We start from the raw sequence: 16,975 nt of genomic DNA on the forward strand, positions 1-16,975 counted from the left end.
GGGACCGCCTGCGCGCCTAGCCAGTAGTAGCCGCCCGGCGTAGTCTGGCATCATCGGCGTCGGTGCCGAGGACCCCATCTGCAATACCCCGAGGACCCCGTAGCTCCCGCGTCGAGAACCCATTCGATGAAGGAGGACCCATGAGTGTCGTACGTGAATTCATGACCACAGATGCCAAGTGCGTCGTCGAGGACCAGACTCTTGAAGTGGCCGCCCGCATGATGCGGGACATGGACTGCGGTTCGCTTCCCATCTGCGGCAACGACGGCAAACTGACCGGCGTTATCACCGACCGCGACATTGTGGTCAAGTGCATCGCCGAAGGAAAGGATCCCCGTCAGGTCCTTGCCAGCGAACTCGCCCAAGGCAAGCCGTACTGGATCGACGCTGATGCCAACGTTGACGAAGCCATCCGCATGATGGAAGAACACCAGGTGCGCCGGCTACCTGTCATCAGCAACCGCGCCATGGTGGGCATCATCAGCCAAGGGGACATCGCCCGCAACTACAGCGAGCAGCGCGTCGGTGAACTGGTGGAGCACATTTCCGCCAAGGAGCACATGGCCCACTAGCCGCCGCGCGGGCCGCGCGTGCCGCCCTTCCGGAGGCGCGGCCCGGCGTTACCAATCCAGCCGCCGCGAAGCGCTTCCTAGAGGAACGCCTCGCGGCCCGTTCCTTCGCGCAGCACCAGCTCGCCCTCCTCGATAGAGACGATCAGGCTCTTGGGCTTACCTGCCAGCTTCCTGCTTGCGCTGAGATTCCGACTCCTGACTTCCACCCCCACGGTGGCGCCCTTCGCGGGAAGTTCCACCGTCATTTCATCGGCCATGCCCAGCAACATTTTGGTGGACACCTCCCGCTCCGACGCAGCTTCCTTGCCGTTGACGGTAACTGTCACGTCATCGGATTCGAAGCCGTCCTGGAGGATAATCAGCAGTTCCTGCATGGTCCAACTACAGCACTAACGCGGCCCTCGGGATAGGGCCGGACCTGAAAGTGTCGGCCGGGTGAGGCAAACTGTCATGGTGACTCAACTTCTCCAACACCAGTCAGCCGACTCTGCCATCCACCAGCTCATCGCCAAGGAATTGGGCGTCCAGGCCTGGCAGATCAAGGCCGCGGTGGAACTGCTCGACGCCGGATCAACGGTCCCCTTCATCGCCCGCTACCGCAAGGAAGCCACCGGGACGCTGGATGACACCCAGTTGCGCGACCTCGAAGAACGCCTCCGCTACCTGCGCGAACTGGAGGATCGCCGGAAGGCAAGTGCTCGAGGCGATCGCAGCGCAAGGAAAGTTGACCCCCGAACTCGAGGCCGCCGTCGTCGGGGCCGATACCAAGGCGCGGCTGGAGGACATCTACCTCCCCTTCAAATCCAAGCGGCGCACCAAGGCGCAGATCGCCCGCGAAGCCGGACTCGAGCCGCTCGCCGACTCCCTGCTGGCCAACCCGCAACTCAGTCCCGAGGCCGAGGCCGCCAAGTACCTCAACGCCGGGCACTCCATCGAAGATGCCGCTGCTGCGCTCGCCGGGGCGCGGGCCATCCTTGTGGAGCGGGTGGCACAGGATCCGGACCTTGCCGAGGACCTCCGCGAACGGTTGTGGACCCAAGGCCGCATGGTTTCCCGCGTGAAGAAGGGCAAGGAAGCCGAGGGCCAGAAGTTCAAAGACTACTTCGAGTTCACGCAGGTGCCATCGGGCATGCCCTCGCACCGTGTGCTCGCGCTGTTGCGCGGTGAGAAGGACGGCGTCCTGGAGTTGGATCTCGCCGAAGCGGACCCCGCCGACGACGACGCCCTTGCCGCCGCCCGTACGCGGTACGAGAACGCTGTGGCCAAGTCCCTCGGGGTCGCCAACCAGGGCCGGCCCGCTGACCTGTGGCTCACCCAAACGGCGCAGCTGGCGTGGCGCGGACGCATCCTTGACCGGCTCACGACGGACCTTCGCGGGCGTATGTTCGCCGACGCCGAGGACGAGGCCGTCCGCGTCTTCGCAGCCAACCTGCGCGACGTCCTGCTCGCGGCGCCTGCCGGCAACCGGGCCACGCTGGGCCTGGACCCGGGACTCCGAACGGGCGTGAAAGTGGCCGTTGTTGACGGTACCGGCAAGGTAGTGGCAACGGACACTATCTACCCCCACGCCCCCGCCAAGAAATGGGACGAGGCCCTGGCCACCTTGGGACGGCTCGCCAAGCAGCACAACATCGAGCTGGTGGCCATCGGCAACGGCACGGCTTCCCGGGAGACGGACAAGCTCGCCACGGAGCTCATCAAGTCCCTCGATGCCGCCGGTGTGAAAGGCGTCCAGAAGCTGGTGGTGTCCGAGGCCGGCGCGTCCGTGTACTCGGCCTCGGCGTTGGCAGCGTCCGAGCTGCCGGGAATGGACGTCTCGCTCCGCGGTGCCGTGTCCATCGCCCGTCGCCTCCAAGACCCGTTGGCGGAGCTGGTGAAGATCGAGCCCAAGTCGATCGGCGTGGGCCAGTACCAGCATGATGTCACTGCATCCAAGCTGGACCGCTCCCTGGATGCCGTGGTGGAGGACTGTGTGAATGCCGTGGGTGTGGACGTGAACACGGCCTCACCGGCCCTCCTGAGCCGGGTGGCCGGTGTTGGACCGCTGCTCAGCGAAAACATTGTGGCCTACCGGAACCAGAACGGCCCGTTCGCCAAGCGCAGCGATCTGAAGAAGGTGCCCCGGCTGGGAGCCAAGGCCTTTGAACAGTGCGCCGGCTTCCTTCGGATCACCGGGGGAGTGGAACCACTGGACGCCTCCAGCGTGCACCCCGAGGCCTACTCGGTTGCCCGCAAAATCCTCGCGGCGGCCGGTGGAGGTCCTGCTACGGCACTGGACCCGCAAGCCTTTGTTGACGGCACATTCGGTTTGCCCACCGTGAAGGACATCATGTCCGAACTGGAAAAGCCGGGCCGTGACCCGCGCCCCGCGTTCGAGGCGGCTTCCTTCTCCGAGGGCATCGAGAAGATCTCGGACCTCAAGCCCGGCATGATCCTTGAAGGCACCGTCACCAACGTTGCGGCATTCGGTGCGTTCGTGGATGTTGGAGTGCACCAGGACGGGCTGGTTCACGTCTCTGCGCTGTCCAACAAGTTCGTGTCCGATCCCCGCGAGATCGTGAAGTCCGGGCAGGTTGTCAGGGTCAAGGTGCTCGAAGCCGATCCCGAGCGGAAACGGATCTCCCTCACGCTTCGGCTGGATGATGAGCCGGGCGCTTCGGGCGGCCGCGGTCGCGCCGGAGGCCAGCGCGGCGGTGCCGGGGGCCAGCGCGGCGGTGCCGGAGGGCAAGGACAAGGGCAGCGGGATCGCCGGCAGGAAAGCGGTCAGCGGCAGGGCAATCCCCGCAACGCCAACCCTCGGCAGGGCAGCGTAGCGTCCGCAGACACGGCCATGGCGGAAGCCCTCCGACGCGCCGGCCTGGGCAAGTAACCGGGCAAGTAACCGGGCACAAAAAAGCCACCCAACTGGGTCGCAGTACTGCGCGTTTTGACCGCTCTAAACGCGCTTAACTGCGACCCAGTTGGGTGCCGGACTACGCCTTTGCCGCCAAGGCCTCCCAGGCTTTGCTCTTCAGCTCCGAACGCTCCTTGCGTGCCACGATTGCTTCGTCCTGGCTGACGGCAACAAACGTGGTGACCGTGCCGGGGGCTGCACGGGCCACAAGGTCCATGTCCGCGCTGATGACGGTGGCGACCATCGCGTAGCCGCCGCCGGAAACAGCATCCCGGTGCAGGATGATGGGCTGGGTGCCGCCGGGAATCTGGATGGATCCCACCGCGTAGCCGGCATCGACGATGTTGGAGGGGTCTGATCCGGCGCCGAACGGTTGCTCGCGTTCTTTCCATTCGACCCCCGGCCCGGAGTAGCGGAGGCCCATCCGGTCGGCCACGGGGGTGACTTTCCATTCGCCGTTCAGGAGGTTCTCCTTTCCGGTGTCCGTGAGCCGGTGGTCGTAGAGGCCCAGGACAATCCGCACGGTTTGCTCTTTGTCGTAGGACGGCCGGAAGTGCTCAGGCATGGCTTGGACTGCTGGAAGGTCACCGGTCGGCTCGCCCACCGGCACCAGGTCCCCGGCTTCGAGCTTCCTGCCGTTGAGCCCGCCAATGCCGCCAAGGACATAGGTGGACCGGCTCCCGAGGACTACGGGGACGTCGATTCCGCCGCGGACCGCGATGTAGTAGCGCGTGCCACCCTGGATGACGCCGAAGCTGAGTTCGTCGCCGGCCTTGAGCTGGAGTTGCGTCCACTGCGGCTGGGCTTGTCCGTTGATCTTGACCTCAACGGGAGCGCCGGTAACGGCGATGGTGGCATCGGTGTCTGTCACCAGAACAGGTCCCAGATAGGTGCATTCGAGGACGGCGTCTCCTGCACTGTTTCCTACCAAGGCATTGCCAAGTTCCGCCGAGTACTGGTCCATGGAGCCGCTTTGCGGAATACCCACGTTATAGTAGCCCACGCGTCCTTGATCCTGGACGGTGGTGGCGAGGCCAGGATTCTTGATATCAAATGCCATTGAGGGCCTCCATGAGTTCATGGTTGTAAGCCTGCGGATCAGCCAAAGCCTTGGACGCGTCGAAGGTGACGGGGACTTGGCGGTAGCGGTACGTTCCGTCGTCGACCTGCGCCTGGATTGCGTTGTACTCGTCTTCGGTGACTGGCTTGAACTTGACGATGTCGCCGGGCCTGAAGAAGACCATGAAGTCCTTGAAGTCGGCCAGAGACTGCGCAGGATCGTAAATCGGAGCCGCTGCAACCCCGAACATCTGGTAGCCGCCGGCGCCGCGCACGGAGTAGATGGCTGCGAAGCAACCGCCGTGCCCAACAGTGAGTTTCGGTGTGTCAGTGCGCGGGCTGAGGTACTTGGGAACCTGCAGTTGCTTGTCCCGCTCCACCAGTTGGAACAGGAACGGCAGCCCGGCCACGAAACCCACCATGGAGACGAGCCACGGCTGTTCGTGGTGGCGCCGGATGAACTCTGCGGCGTCCTGCAAACCGTTGACCTTCGCGGCGTAATCCAGATCGGTACCGTCCGGCTCCTGATGGAATCCTTCCCGGAAGCGCTGCGCTACTTCCGCTGTGAAGGGATCGTCGTACCAGACGGGCACCTCGATGATCCGGGTCTCCAGCACCTGTTCGTTGTGGTTCAACAGTTCCAGTTCGATGTTCCGGACCGTTGATTCAAGGCTCGACGGCGGCAGGACGTCGGGATTGAACCTCACCAGCAGTGACGCATTGGCCGGGCAGATGTCGACGACGCCGGGCAGCGCAGCGTCCGACAGTTTCCTGGCGATGGACATCACCTTGAAGTTGGCCGCCAGGCTCATGGATTCGTCGACCTCAACGAACAGGAACTCGTCGCCGCCCCATGTGTACCGTGCTTCCTTCAGGACCGGGCTTGGGCTTGTCATTTCGCCTCCAACAGATCGGGAGCGGACTCGATGAACTTGGAGTGGTGGGTGACCGTCGCGAATTCGGGGCGGGCCAGCAGCATCTTGTGCACAGGTACCGTGGTTTTGACGCCTTCGACGTGGACGTGGTCCAAAGCAGCGAGGGTGGCGGCGATGGCGGAGTCCCGATCGGCCGCGTGGACAATCAACTTGGCCAGCATGGAGTCGTAGAACGGACTCACCACGGATCCGGTGTCCACACCCGTGTCCACGCGGATTCCTTCGCCGGTGGGCCATTCAAGGGAGTCCAGGCGCCCGGGGCTCGGGAAGAAGTTGTTGCCCGGGTCCTCGGCGTTGATCCGGCACTCGATGGCGTGCCCGGTGAACGTGATGTCCTCCTGGCTCAGGGACATGGAACCGGTTCCTGCGATCAGCAGTTGCTCGCGGACCAGGTCCACCCCGGTGATCTGCTCCGTGATGGGGTGTTCCACCTGGATACGGGTGTTCATCTCGATGAACGCAGCCTCATGGTTCAGGGGGTCGTACAGGAACTCCACGGTGCCTGCGCCTTGGTACCCGCACTGCCGGGCAAGCTCCACGGAGGACTCGCGGATGGTCCGGCGCACGGAGTCGGGGAGGTCCGGTGCGGGAGCCTCTTCGATGACCTTCTGCGATCGGCGTTGCATGGAGCAATCCCGGTCGCCCAGGTGGATGAAATTGGTGCCGTCGCCCAGGATTTGGACTTCCACGTGGCGGGCGTGCTCCACGAAGCGTTCCAGGTACACCGTGGGGTCACCGAACACGGAGGCTGCCTCGCCGCGGGCCATCTCGATGGTTTCCAGCAGTTCGTCTTCAGCGCTGACGAACCTGATGCCACGGCCACCGCCGCCTGCGGATGCTTTGACCACCAAGGGGTAACCGATGCCGGAGGCAATGGCTACGGCGTCCGCGTCCGGGTCCAGCGGACCGTCGGTACCCCGGAGCACGGGGACCCCGGCTTTATGTGCTGACTCGCGGGCCAGTGACTTGTTGCCCATCATTTCGATGGCGTCGGCGTCGGGGCCCACCCAGATGAGCCCGGCGTCCGCTACTTTGCGGGCGAAGGAAGTGTTCTCCGAGAGGAAGCCGTAGCCGGGGTGTATTGCGTCGCAGCCGGTGTCCAAGGCTGCGGCAATGATCGCGTCCTGGTTGAGGTAGCTGGCGGGGGCGGGGGCGGGGCCCACCACCACGGATTCGTCTGCGGTCCGTGCGGCGAGGGAGGTTGAGTCAGGCTCGCTGACAACAACCACCGTGCCGAGGCCCATGTCCCGAGCCGTGCGGATGATGCGTACGGCGATTTCGCCGCGATTGGCGATCAGCAGTTTCTTCATGATGGGTGCCTATCCTTCGCGTACGACGACGATGGGGTCGCCGGGGTTGACCATGTCGCCTTCGGCCACCTCGAACGATTCGAGGATGCCGGCCACGTCGGACTGGATTTCGGTGAATTGCTTCATGATTTCCACGATGCCCAGTGTCTGTCCCACCTCAATCGTGTCGCCCTCGTTGGCGAACGGCGGTTTTCCTGGGCCGGGCTTTCGGTAGAAGATGCCGGGGAGCGGGGAGACGATGGTTCCCATGGGGTGTTCTCGCTTTCAGAAAAGTGGGGTCGGAAAAGGGGGAAAGGTTCAGCGGGCGTTGAGCACTGCGCGCACGGCAGAGGCAACGGCAGCGGAGTTGGGAGCATCGGAGTGGACGCAGATGCTGCCGAAGGTGATGTCCAGTTCGGTGCCGTCGACGGCGAGGACAGGACCGCCGTCGAGCGCTTGTTGCACGCGGTGGGCAGCGGCGTCCGGGTCGGTCGGCTCGGGGCGGCGCTGGATCAAAAGCTCACCGGCGGGTCCGTAGTTGAGGTCTACGTACAACTCGGGGACGAAGTCCACGCCCATGGCCTTGCAGACGGACTCGTGGGCGGTCCCGGCGAGTCCGAAGAACGGGACGCCGAACAGCTTGGCAGTGCCGGCGGCCGCCGCCATGAGTTCCTCGTCGCCGGCCAGCATGCCGTAGAGCGCGCCGTGCGGTTTGATGTGGTTCAGGGGCAGGCCGTGCTTCGCCAGGAAGGCCGTCAGTGCGCCTGTCTGGTAGAGGATGATGGATTCGACTTCCTCCTGACGCAGCACCATGCGGCGACGGCCGAATCCCACAGGGTCAGGGAGCCCGGGGTGGGCGCCCACGGCCACGCCGTGTTCCGCGGCAAGCTCCACGGTCCGGTTCATGACGTCCGGATCGCCGGAGTGGTAGCCGCAGGCCACGTTGGCAACATCGATGATGCTCATCAGCTGTTCGTCATTGCCAAACTCGTGGAGGCCCACGCCTTCGCCCATGTCCGAGTTCAGGAGCACGGTCTTCGCAGGGCTGGGCGCAGAAGTGCTTGAGGTCACATTCGTTTGCATGGGGGCAACGCTATCCAAGTGAACTTCGGATAGTAATTGTGCAGGCTGCTGAATCTCGCACAACGGATTATGATGTCTGCACTATCGGGCGGTTGCTCCGCCTGCAACTGAGGGAGGCCCAAATGCGTGTTTCGGACTTGGTGGACGACCCCGACCTGAAGATCACCCTTCGTGTTCCCGGGAGTCCGGGCCGCCTTGCCAGGCCCATCGTCTGGTGTGCACCCACCGAGCACATGGACCCCACACCGTTCCTGAGCGTCAACGCCCTGGTGCTGACCAACGGCATGGGCCTCAACGTGAAGGACTACCGGATCTGGGACGCCTACGTGGAGCGGTTGATGGAGGTGCCGGTTTCCGGGCTTGTCTTTGGGCTGGGGGCAGCGCACAGCGAGCTTCCTGCCGGGTTGGTGGAGGCCTGCGAAGTTCACGGACTGCCACTGCTGGAGCTGCCACCCGAGGTGCCGTTCGTGCTGGTCATGCGGCACGTGGAGCACGTCATTGCCACCGAACGGTATGAGGAACTGCGGTCCGGGTGGGAGTTGGCGGATGAATGTACCCGGCTCGCTGCCGAGGGCCGCTCGCTGGCAACGGTCCTGGAGCGCGTTGCCGCTTTCGTCGACGCGCGGGTGACGGTGGTGGACGACGTCGGCTTCGAACTTATCGGGGCCGGGGACGCAGCGGGAGGTACTGCGCGCACAACCCTGCGCATCCCCAGCGGAGAGTCGCAACGGTTCCGGCTGATGATTGAGGGCATCAAGAGCACTGTGGTTTTGCAGCCGATCCTTGGTCCCGTGGCGGCCGTGATCGCGATGCAGCTGAGCTACACCCTGGGCTCGCGGTCGCCTCTCCACTCGAGGGAGGCGGCCCGCTTCATGGAAGCACTGTACGACGGCGGCGTCCGGCCCGGGCAGCTGAAGAAGCTCGCTGCGGAAACCGGGTTTGATCCCGACGATTCCTGGGGTTCCGTGCTCATCGGGGCATCCAAGGACATTCCGCGCCTGAAATTGCGGGCCATCGCGTGGCGGGCCAGGGTAGGGCTCGAAAGCAATTTCGGCATTGTTCGTTTCATGGAGGAGAAAGGCCTCACCACCCTGTTGGTGCAGCAGAAGCGAGCCACGCCACCGCTGTTCGACATGGTCAAGGACTTCTTCAAGGACGCACCCGAGCTTTCCGTATTGGTCACGGAAAACTCGACGCTGAACGAACTTCCGCTGGCCCTCAGCCTCGCCCGACGGCACGTTGGCAGGCCCGGTGTCCGGACCGCCCCGCTCGCAGACCTTGCCGGGATCGTCCAAGGGCTGCCGAGCGCGGGACTGGTCTCGATGTCCGAACGCCTGCTGGCGCCTTTGGCGGCCGACGGCGGCAGTGCCCTGCGTGAAACCCTCGCCTGCTACTTGCGGCACAGCGGGAGTTCCCGCGAAATCTGCGAGGAACTGTTCATCCATCGGAACACCCTGAGCTACCGGCTCCGTAAGATCGAGGACCTGCTGGGGCTGGACCTGTCCGACGGAGAAGTCAGGGCGACGTGCCTGCTCGCGCTGAGTATCGTCGCCGCCAATGCGTGAGGTAAATGTGCAGGCTGCATAACGGGAGACCCCAAAATTGGGCGAAAATCCCGATGCCTGCCTGTGGTGGCCATCACTAGCCTCAGATGCGGGCCATAATTGCCCGCCACGATACGTGAACCTCTTGGAACATCGCTCACGGCGGCAGGAATCCAGGCCCTCTCCGTTCGACCGAACCCTAGGGGTTGCTTTGTCCTACGCAAATTACGTCATGCCGGAAGCACGCCGTGCTCCGCGCTGGTCCCTGACCATGGCCTGGTGGGCTCTTTTCTCGGCCATGTTCTGGATCTATGTGGCCGTTGCCTCCGCAAACGCGGTCGGCACCGTCAACACCATCATCGGCATGGTCCTCACCATTGCCACCTACGGCATCATCAACCTGGTCCTTTCCAGGTATGCGGCCAGGACGGGGCTCACAGTGGAGCTCCTCTCCCGGACGCTGTTTGGAATCGTCGGCTCAGCGCTGGCTTCCCTGATCTTCGCGGCTACGGCCATCTACTACGCAGTGTTCGAGGGATCCATCATCGCTGTGGCGTTCCAGAAGTTCTTCGGCGGTGAGATCACCATGTGGTACGCCATCGTGGTGATCTACGCCCTTCCCCTGGTGGCAGGTGGGGTGCAGAACTGGCTTGACCGGCTCAACGGCTGGTTGCTGCCGCTGTACTTCGCCGGGCTGGTGGCCGTGGTGGTCGCGGCCACGGCGATCCGCGGTGTTCCGGTCGGTTTCCCCGAGGGCGTCGCCGACGGTCCCGTTCCGGGCTGGCTGACGTCCTATCTGATCTACATGGGTGTGTGGATCATGATGATGTACACGTTCGACTACGCCCGCATGGCCCGCAAGCAGGACGAGAAGTTCCACGGCCGAATCACTTTTGGCTGGGTCTTCTACGCCTTCACGTTCGGCATCAACGGCCTGGTGGGCATCTACATCATGAGCGCGTGGGGGCTGGAAGGGACCGAGACCGGGGTGGTGGACGCCTTCATCTCATCCCTGGGAATTTTCGGGGTCCTCGTCATCTTCATTTCGCAAACCCGCATCAACACGGCCAACTACTATCTGGCCTCGTCCAACCTGGATGCCTTTGCCACCCGCGTGTTCCGCCTGGCCCTTCCCCGGTGGGTGTGGGTAATCGTTGCCGGCGCCATTGCCTACCTGTTGATGCTCACCAACGTGTTGTCGTACCTGCTCAAAGCATTGGCATGGCAGGGTGTTTTCGTCACCGCCTGGGTAGCTATCGCCTTGGTCTACATCGCCCTGAACCGGCACAAGATCAACGAAGTCCCGGAGATCCGCCGGGAACGGTTGTCCGCCTTCAGCCCGGGAACCGTGGCCTGGATCCTTGCGTCCGGAGTCGGCATCTACCTGACCGAACAAACAGCGGCACCCGTGTTGGCGCAGCTGGCGCCGCTCATCACAGTGGCCCTTGCGGCAGGCAGCTATGTGGTGGCCTACCGCCTGAGGAAGCCGCCCGCCATGGATATCTCGGAAGACGTCCATCTGGATGAGGAGCAACTCGTCTAGGCAGCAAACAAACTGCGACAAGCAAACGACGGCGGCAGCCGGGTTCCGTAGAAACAGAACCCGGCTGCCGCCGTCGTGCGTTATGCTGCCGCCGTCGTGCGTTATGCTGCCGCCGTCGTGCGTTATGTAAAGGCGCCGCAGAAACCGAAGTTACTGCGCGGGTGCGGGAACCGGGAAGAACACGCGGGGGTCCTGCAGCAGTGCGGGGTAGTCGAAATCGGAGCGCTTGATCACGCTGGTGACCTGGAAGTTGCGGGCGAAACGGCCCTCAACCGTGATGGGCCGGCCTTGGATGAGCCCGACAGCGAACGTCTGTCCACCGTCGAACGGGACTGCGACCTCCGTTTTGCCGGGCAGGGTGCTGAAGGCCTGGTCCTGGGCGGCGCGCTTTCGCGTGGGCTTCTTCTCCCGCTGCACGGGACGCTTCTTCGGCGCGCCGAGGTTGCGGCGGGACTTCTCTTCCTCGTACACGAACTGGTACTCGTCCGGGCTGGCGACGGGGCGCGCCTTCCCGTGCGGGGGCAGGCTCACGGTCTCCAGTTGCTCCGGCCGGAGCTCACCCACGGGTGCGCGGACGATCCAGAGCCGGTCCTCTTCGGGGTCCTCGGGGTGGAATTCGTGCCGCGGCTCGGGCCAGACGTAATCCAGCCGTTCCTCGATCCCCGGGAAGAGTTCGCGGTAGTGCTTGGGGTCCTTGCCCGCCAGCTTGGACCGGTGGCTGAGGTGCAGTTCTTCCTCGCCAAGCCACCACGGCATGGGGATCTTGGCGGCATAGTCAGGGTGCGCAGCCTGCGGCGCGAACTCCGCGATGTTGTCACGGGTGTTGTCCGGGTGCCCACGCTTGACCCACTCGTCCACCATCGCCAGCCCATACATGGTGAGGGCGGGGACATGGCCCATCCACATGCGCACAGCGGGGTGGTTCTGCCAGCCGTACTCAGGGATGACCAATGCGCGGAGCACTTGGAGGGCTTCGACGCGCTGCTTGCCGAGCCTTGAGGTGTCCAGCGCGGCGGCGCTCTCACGGAAATCGGCGAAGGGGAGGAAAGTCTGCATCCTTTCAGTTTGGGGGTGCATCGCCGCAGATCCAAGTTGAGTGTCCGGGGACACGCGAAGACGATTCGGCCTAGAGTTGTCGAGTGGAAACTATTGGCGAGAAAACGACGACGACGGCGCCCCCGGTTGCCGAACTGCACCTGCACATCGAAGGGACTCTCCAGCCCGAGCTGATCTTCTCCCTGGCTGAACGCAACGGGATCGACCTTCCGTACCAGGACATCGACGAGCTGCGCGAGAAGTACGAGTTCAGGGACCTCCAGTCCTTCCTGGACCTCTACTACGCAAACATGGCTGTCCTGCAGACCGAGCAGGATTTCACGGACATGACCTGTGACTACTTGAAGCGGGCCGCGGCCGGTGGCGTACGCCATGCGGAGATCATGATGGACCCTCAGGCACACGTGTCCCGTGGTGTGGCTTTGGAGACCTGCGTGAACGGCGTGGCCAAAGCCCTGGCAACGTCCAATGAGGATTTCGGCGTTTCTACGTTGCTCATTGCCGCCTTCCTGAGGGACATGCCCGAGGACTCCGCGTTGGACGTGCTGGAGCAGCTCCTTGACATGAACGCACCGATCGCCGGCATCGGGCTGGACTCCGCAGAGGTGGGCAATCCGCCGTCGAAATTTCAGCGCCTCTACCAGCGCGCCGGCGAGGCGGGCCTGCGGAGGATCGCGCACGCAGGCGAGGAGGGTCCTGCGTCGTACATCACCGAGGCCCTGGACATCCTGCACGTCGAGCGGATCGACCACGGCATCCGGTGCATGGAGGACACCGAGGTGGTGCAGCGGCTGGTTGCCGAACAGGTGCCGTTGACCGTGTGCCCCTTGTCAAACGTCCGGCTCCGGGCTGTGGACAAACTCGAAGACCATCCCTTGCCGGAAATGCTCGCCATCGGTCTGAACGTTAGTGTTAACTCCGATGATCCCGCGTACTTCGGCGGCTACGTGGACGACAACTACCAGCAACTGGTGAAAGTCCACGGCTTCTCCGTTCCGGAACAGGCGACTCTGGCGGCGAACTCCATCCGGAGTTCGTTCGCGAGCGATGAGCGCAAGGCGGAGTTGCTGGAGGAAGTCACCCAGTGGGTCAAGGAGTCGCTGCCTCCGCAGTGATTTCGCCGCTGTAGCCGAGACTCCTCCATCACTTGGGGCGTCGTGAATGTCACACTCGGTCACGACACACGGTGTTTACCTTTCGCAGTCGCGGGAATTAACAAATCATTGGCAAACTGCTGGGTGAGTATTCACCCATTGAAGGAGAAGCATGGGCGCGAACACCGCCGAGAACACAAATCTTCGTTTGAAGGCCGTACTGGACATCCTCGCCGAGAATGTCTGGTCCGAGGAGAAGCTGAATGCCGGTGAAGTCCTGGCCGAAGCAACCGCCCGCGTTCCGTTCAACGCCCACGAGGCTGAACTGCTGAGCGGCGGGATTCCGCGCGGCCACAAGACCCTGACATCCGCTTCGGCCAAGCTGGTCAAGGCGGGCTGGCTGGTCAAGGGACGTTCCGGCTGGACCATCCCGGAAGAGGGCTTGCGCGCGACCGTCGCCTTCCCGGACGCTGCGGCTTTCGCGGCAGCGCTCGACGCCGGAACCCCCATTCCGGACGATGTCGCCGTCCCGACTGCCCCGCCTGCGAAGCCGAAGACCAAGCGTGCTGCCGGCAAGAAAGCTGCCCCCAAGGCCGCTGCCGCGAAGGAAGCCGCGCCCAAGGCCACGGCTGCCAAGAAGACGACGCGCAAGGCACCGGCCAAGGCTGAAGCGGCATCCGCCGTCGAGACCTTGCCTCAGCCAGAAGCCGTTGCGGTTGCCGGGGACTTCAACAAGATCCTCGGTGCCCCCGAGGATTGGGCCCCCCAGTACGACGAAACCCAGATGGAGTTCAACCCGCTGGTGCAGGTCTGGTCCCTGTCCGCCGAGCTCCCGGCCGGTTTTTACACCTACAAGATCGCACTGAACCGTTCGTGGAACGAGAACTACGGTGCCTTCGGAGTCCGCGACGGTGCCAACCACGAGTTGAACCACGACGGCGGCCCGGTCACCATCACGTACAGCCACGCAACGCACGACATCGTGGTGGCGTAGCCTCCAACCGCAGTAAGACTCACGAATCCGGCCCTTGTCCGCTGATCCTTCCCTTGCAGGGGGAGCAGCGGGCAAGGGCTGGATTCGTTAAGGTGGGTCCATGGCAGCAGATGCAGTGAGGCTCACCGCGCGGGTTTCCGGCGTGGTCCAGGGGGTTGGTTTCCGCTACCGGACGGCCCGTAAGGCGGACGAGCTGCTGCTCACGGGCACGGTCCGCAACCTCGCCGACGGCACAGTGGAAGTTGTTGCCGAAGGCCCGCCCCACGACGTGCAACGGCTCTTGGACTGGCTGGATTCTTCGCACGCGCCCGGCCGTGTGGAGCGCGTGGACTCGGAGTTGTCCGCGGCCACGGGCGAATTCGCAGGGTTTGGGATCGTCGGTTAGGCCCCCTACGAGTTGTCTCGTTCTTCAGCCAGGATCGTGGCTGTGTCCGTCGTCAACTTCACGCGATTAATGTTGGCGAAATCCACAGCGGCTGCCGCTGCGGGGCGCACACTTCCCGATTGCAGCAATTGCTGGAACGGTGTTGTGGTTGCCGGAACCTCAACTTCGCTATCGTGGGTCATTTAGCAATCCTAGCGATTGTTCACGGGCTGGTCAGGCGTACATCAACGAGCCCGGGGTAGTCAGGGTTTCACCGGTTTCCAGCCAGGTCTTCAAGCCGGAGAGAATCATGGGCCAGCCGCCGTACAGCTGGTCGTTGGCGCCTTCGCGGAGTTGATCGTGCGTCACGGTGAGATGGCACGAGTCGCCCACCGGCTCGATCTCCCACGTGATGCGCGACGTGCCTTCAGCCTTCACGTCCTCGCCCCACAGTGCGGTCATGGTTTGAACCAGCCGGCGCGGGGGATCCACCTCGATGTTCTCACCCTCGCCGAGAGGGGCATCCGCTTTCACGTTGTGCATCTGGAACTTCCCGCCAGGGGTCCAGTCCGAGGTGAACGTGTTTCCGAACTGGTACTTGCTGCGGATCTCGCTAGTGGTGATTGCCTCCCAGAGCCGCTCCGGGGTGGTCTTGATGTAAATCTCGAAGATCTTTTCCATGGGACTTTCCAATCTGGATTTGAGGTCGCTGAGGGCAGCGGCCCATGGTTCTGCATATTTGCTCACCCAACGATCGTGGATGAGCCGGATGGGTACCGGATTCAGGAAGTGCAGTTTTTCACGCCCCCGACGGCGGGTCACCACAAGGCCTGCCTCTTCCAGCAGCTTGAGGTGCTTGGCGATGCCGAAACGGGTCATCTCGAACCGGGCTCCCAAGGCAGAGAGGGTCTGCCCGTCCTCGCGGAACAACTCGTCCAGCAATTCCCGACGGGTTGGATCAGCGAGGGCTTTGAACACTAGGTCCATGAGCCCTACGATAGGTGACCATTTAGTCACATGTCAACGGTTTCTCTTCGGGTTCCCCTTCAGTTTCCCCTTCGCGGGGCCGAGGTCGCCGGAAGCGTGCGTGGACGCTGGTCCCTACGTACGTCCTGGCACGTTTCCGGCGAACTCGGGAAGGGGAGGCCGTCGACTAGAGGTTGGTACGCACCACTGCGCCTTGTGCGACGACGGTGCTCACCTTCTCGAGCGCCGAACCGTCGGTCAGGGGATCGGCGTCGACAATGACGACGTCGGCGAGCGAGCCCCGTACAAGGCGGCCGACGGCGTCGCCACGGCCAAGCAGCCGTGCGGCGTTGGTGGTGGCGGCCTGCAAGGCTTCCAGCGGGGTCAGGCCGGCCTCCGACAGCAACCGGACCTCGGTGCCGATCGGAGTGACGTCGGTACCGAACGAGTCGGTGCCGGCAATGATCGTCACGCCCGCGTCCTTGGCGGCGCGGACGGCAGCTTGGAGGATGGGCGTGTATTCCTTGCCCCGGGCGGCGAGGATCGGGTTGGCGGACGTGGCCATGCTGGTGATCGCATCCATGGTGGGCGTGAAGTATGTTCCGCGGCGGGCCATGTCGTGGATGGTTGCTTCGCTGACGAACACACCGTGTTCGATGCTGCGCACGCCGGCCCGGACGGCGCCGTCGATGCCTTCAGCACTGTACGCGTGGCATAGCACTCCGGCGCCCTTGGCGGCTTTGACGATTGCCCCGATCTGCTCCACGTCGTACACCAGTTCGCGGGGGTCCTGTTCGGGAAGGCCCGCCCGCGGGTTGGCCCGGGTCTTGATCACTTCAGCGCCGCGTTTAATGTTGACCCGGGTCAGGTAGGCCAGATCCTGGGTCTCCGTCACGCCGTTCTTGAGCATCGCCAAGGGGGCCAGGTCCGGGTCGGCCAACAGCGAGTCGCCCTGGTCCGGTGAAATGAAGAGGCCGGCGGCTGTCATCCGTGGCGAGATGCCCGGAGACCAGGACGGTACGGCAGCCAAAGCGATGTCCTGGTAGAAGGAGCTTGAACCGCTGCGGACGCTGGTGGCGCCGCTTTGGAGCAGGAGTCGGGCATCGGCCAGCGCGTTGGCATGGACGTGCGCGTCCACAAGGCCGGGAAGGACCCACCGACCCGTTGCGTTGAGGACACGGGCACGCTGTACGACGGCGGCAACGGCCTTGCGCGTTTCGTCGCGGCTACCGACGGCAGCCACTTTGCCGCCGTCGAGAACCACGACGCCGTCAGCCACGGCGTCGCCGGTCTTGGGGTCGACCACCGTTCCGCCTTCGATGATCAGGGCCTGGGTGGTGAGGGCCTTGCCCGGGTAGTTCGGGCCTGAATTGGGGTTGTCGGCCAGGGCCGGGGGAGCCGAGACCATCTGGGCGGCGAGCCCGGCTACCGAGATTCCTGCCAGCGCGGCAGCTCCGGCGAGGACTCCGCGGCGGGGCAGCTCACTTTTTGGCGTGGGTGCTGAGGTGTGGTCGTGGTTGCACATCGTTGTACTCCTGGAGGAAATGCCGGAAGGCAATGGCCATTGGTTCTACTTTGGTATT

16 protein-coding genes and 1 pseudogene are annotated in these 16,975 nt (G+C 63.9%); 7 read left to right on the forward strand and 10 right to left on the reverse strand.

The features are described 5' to 3' along the window. The first annotated feature begins 140 nt into the window (after nt 1–140). Nucleotides 141–572, forward strand: coding sequence for a CBS domain-containing protein (locus tag QN084_RS17120; RefSeq protein ID WP_021472729.1), 432 nt, complete (start codon nt 141–143; stop codon nt 570–572). A gap of 77 nt (nt 573–649) precedes the next feature. On the opposite strand, the gene QN084_RS17125 is transcribed toward QN084_RS17120, so the two are convergent. Next, complete coding sequence (locus tag QN084_RS17125; protein WP_021472728.1) at nt 650–946, reverse strand: hypothetical protein; 297 nt, start codon at nt 944–946, stop codon at nt 650–652. A gap of 76 nt (nt 947–1,022) precedes the next feature. Between QN084_RS17125 and QN084_RS17130 the strand changes: the two are divergent. Continuing rightward, a pseudogene (locus QN084_RS17130) lies at nt 1,023–3,441 on the forward strand (Tex family protein). Between the two features lie 103 nt (nt 3,442–3,544). Here QN084_RS17130 and QN084_RS17135 read toward each other — a convergent pair. From QN084_RS17135 to pxpA, 5 genes are read right to left on the reverse strand one after another with little or no spacing between them, the layout of a single operon-like run. Then, nucleotides 3,545–4,525 carry a 5-oxoprolinase subunit C family protein gene (locus tag QN084_RS17135; RefSeq protein ID WP_021472726.1) on the reverse strand — a complete coding sequence of 327 codons (981 nt, stop codon included), beginning with the start codon at nt 4,523–4,525 and terminating at the stop codon, nt 3,545–3,547. Next, nucleotides 4,515–5,420, reverse strand: a complete 906-nt coding sequence (locus QN084_RS17140) for a 5-oxoprolinase subunit B family protein (protein WP_062095509.1) — start codon at nt 5,418–5,420, stop codon at nt 4,515–4,517. The genes QN084_RS17135 and QN084_RS17140 overlap by 11 nt, the downstream gene beginning before the upstream one ends. Further along, nucleotides 5,417–6,769: an acetyl-CoA carboxylase biotin carboxylase subunit gene (locus QN084_RS17145; protein ID WP_062095511.1), complete on the reverse strand. Its 1,353-nt coding sequence runs from the start codon at nt 6,767–6,769 to the stop codon at nt 5,417–5,419. The genes QN084_RS17140 and QN084_RS17145 overlap by 4 nt, the downstream gene beginning before the upstream one ends. 9 nt (nt 6,770–6,778) lie before the next feature. Next, nucleotides 6,779–7,018, reverse strand: coding sequence for an acetyl-CoA carboxylase (locus QN084_RS17150; protein ID WP_021472723.1), 240 nt, complete (start codon nt 7,016–7,018; stop codon nt 6,779–6,781). A 48-nt stretch (nt 7,019–7,066) separates the two neighbouring features. After that, the gene (gene pxpA, locus QN084_RS17155) at nt 7,067–7,831 is read right to left on the reverse strand and encodes a 5-oxoprolinase subunit PxpA (RefSeq protein WP_285750470.1); all 765 of its coding nucleotides are present in this window, start codon (nt 7,829–7,831) and stop codon (nt 7,067–7,069) included. Nucleotides 7,832–7,953: 122 nt separating this feature from the next. Here pxpA and QN084_RS17160 point away from each other — a divergent pair, with 122 nt between their 5' ends. Next, nucleotides 7,954–9,396, forward strand: a complete 1,443-nt coding sequence (locus QN084_RS17160) for a PucR family transcriptional regulator (RefSeq protein ID WP_069694869.1) — start codon at nt 7,954–7,956, stop codon at nt 9,394–9,396. Between the two features lie 190 nt (nt 9,397–9,586). After that, nucleotides 9,587–10,918, forward strand: coding sequence for a purine-cytosine permease family protein (locus QN084_RS17165; RefSeq protein WP_256869560.1), 1,332 nt, complete (start codon nt 9,587–9,589; stop codon nt 10,916–10,918). Nucleotides 10,919–11,068: 150 nt separating this feature from the next. On the opposite strand, the gene QN084_RS17170 is transcribed toward QN084_RS17165, so the two are convergent. After that, nucleotides 11,069–11,974 (reverse strand): MSMEG_6728 family protein, encoded by a 906-nt coding sequence (locus tag QN084_RS17170; protein WP_069694868.1) that lies wholly within the window; start codon nt 11,972–11,974, stop codon nt 11,069–11,071. 83 nt (nt 11,975–12,057) lie between these two features. Here QN084_RS17170 and QN084_RS17175 point away from each other — a divergent pair, with 83 nt between their 5' ends. The 3 genes from QN084_RS17175 (at nt 12,058) to QN084_RS17185 (ending at nt 14,447) form a co-directional block, all read left to right on the forward strand. Next, entirely contained in the window at nt 12,058–13,089 is a 1,032-nt protein-coding gene (locus QN084_RS17175; protein WP_069694867.1) for an adenosine deaminase, read from the forward strand. A gap of 151 nt (nt 13,090–13,240) precedes the next feature. Beyond that, nucleotides 13,241–14,062 carry a pullulanase X25 domain-containing protein gene (locus tag QN084_RS17180; protein ID WP_021472717.1) on the forward strand — a complete coding sequence of 274 codons (822 nt, stop codon included), beginning with the start codon at nt 13,241–13,243 and terminating at the stop codon, nt 14,060–14,062. Between the two features lie 100 nt (nt 14,063–14,162). Beyond that, on the forward strand, nt 14,163–14,447 hold the full coding sequence (locus QN084_RS17185; RefSeq protein ID WP_069694866.1) for an acylphosphatase: 285 nt from the start codon (nt 14,163–14,165) through the stop codon (nt 14,445–14,447). 5 nt (nt 14,448–14,452) lie between these two features. Here the strand turns inward: QN084_RS17185 and QN084_RS17190 are convergent, their stop codons facing one another. The 3 genes from QN084_RS17190 to QN084_RS17200 form a co-directional block, all read right to left on the reverse strand. Continuing rightward, nucleotides 14,453–14,629 (reverse strand): hypothetical protein, encoded by a 177-nt coding sequence (locus tag QN084_RS17190; RefSeq protein WP_168529604.1) that lies wholly within the window; start codon nt 14,627–14,629, stop codon nt 14,453–14,455. A gap of 31 nt (nt 14,630–14,660) precedes the next feature. Next, on the reverse strand, nt 14,661–15,413 hold the full coding sequence (locus QN084_RS17195; protein ID WP_062095525.1) for an ArsR/SmtB family transcription factor: 753 nt from the start codon (nt 15,411–15,413) through the stop codon (nt 14,661–14,663). 166 nt (nt 15,414–15,579) lie between these two features. Continuing rightward, nucleotides 15,580–16,917, reverse strand: a complete 1,338-nt coding sequence (locus QN084_RS17200) for an amidohydrolase family protein (protein WP_062095528.1) — start codon at nt 16,915–16,917, stop codon at nt 15,580–15,582. Nucleotides 16,918–16,975: the final 58 nt, after the last annotated feature.

The organism is Paenarthrobacter sp. R1, from assembly GCF_030264015.1.
In the GTDB taxonomy this organism is placed as follows: domain Bacteria; phylum Actinomycetota; class Actinomycetes; order Actinomycetales; family Micrococcaceae; genus Arthrobacter; species Arthrobacter ureafaciens.

Excerpts from the sequence above, each read along its gene's own strand:
- QN084_RS17135 (WP_021472726.1), bottom strand. The coding sequence starts at position 4,525 with ATGGCATTTGATATCAAGAATCCTGGCCTCGCCACCACCGTCCAGGAT.
- QN084_RS17170 (WP_069694868.1), bottom strand. The coding sequence starts at position 11,974 with ATGCAGACTTTCCTCCCCTTCGCCGATTTCCGTGAGAGCGCCGCCGCG.
- QN084_RS17145 (WP_062095511.1), bottom strand. The coding sequence starts at position 6,769 with ATGAAGAAACTGCTGATCGCCAATCGCGGCGAAATCGCCGTACGCATC.
- QN084_RS17200 (WP_062095528.1), bottom strand. The coding sequence starts at position 16,917 with ATGTGCAACCACGACCACACCTCAGCACCCACGCCAAAAAGTGAGCTG.
- QN084_RS17125 (WP_021472728.1), bottom strand. The coding sequence starts at position 946 with ATGCAGGAACTGCTGATTATCCTCCAGGACGGCTTCGAATCCGATGAC.
- QN084_RS17190 (WP_168529604.1), bottom strand. The coding sequence starts at position 14,629 with ATGACCCACGATAGCGAAGTTGAGGTTCCGGCAACCACAACACCGTTC.
- QN084_RS17180 (WP_021472717.1), top strand. The coding sequence starts at position 13,241 with ATGGGCGCGAACACCGCCGAGAACACAAATCTTCGTTTGAAGGCCGTA.
- QN084_RS17150 (WP_021472723.1), bottom strand. The coding sequence starts at position 7,018 with ATGGGAACCATCGTCTCCCCGCTCCCCGGCATCTTCTACCGAAAGCCC.
- QN084_RS17185 (WP_069694866.1), top strand. The coding sequence starts at position 14,163 with ATGGCAGCAGATGCAGTGAGGCTCACCGCGCGGGTTTCCGGCGTGGTC.
- QN084_RS17140 (WP_062095509.1), bottom strand. The coding sequence starts at position 5,420 with ATGACAAGCCCAAGCCCGGTCCTGAAGGAAGCACGGTACACATGGGGC.
- QN084_RS17120 (WP_021472729.1), top strand. The coding sequence starts at position 141 with ATGAGTGTCGTACGTGAATTCATGACCACAGATGCCAAGTGCGTCGTC.
- QN084_RS17160 (WP_069694869.1), top strand. The coding sequence starts at position 7,954 with ATGCGTGTTTCGGACTTGGTGGACGACCCCGACCTGAAGATCACCCTT.
- pxpA (WP_285750470.1), bottom strand. The coding sequence starts at position 7,831 with ATGCAAACGAATGTGACCTCAAGCACTTCTGCGCCCAGCCCTGCGAAG.
- QN084_RS17195 (WP_062095525.1), bottom strand. The coding sequence starts at position 15,413 with ATGGACCTAGTGTTCAAAGCCCTCGCTGATCCAACCCGTCGGGAATTG.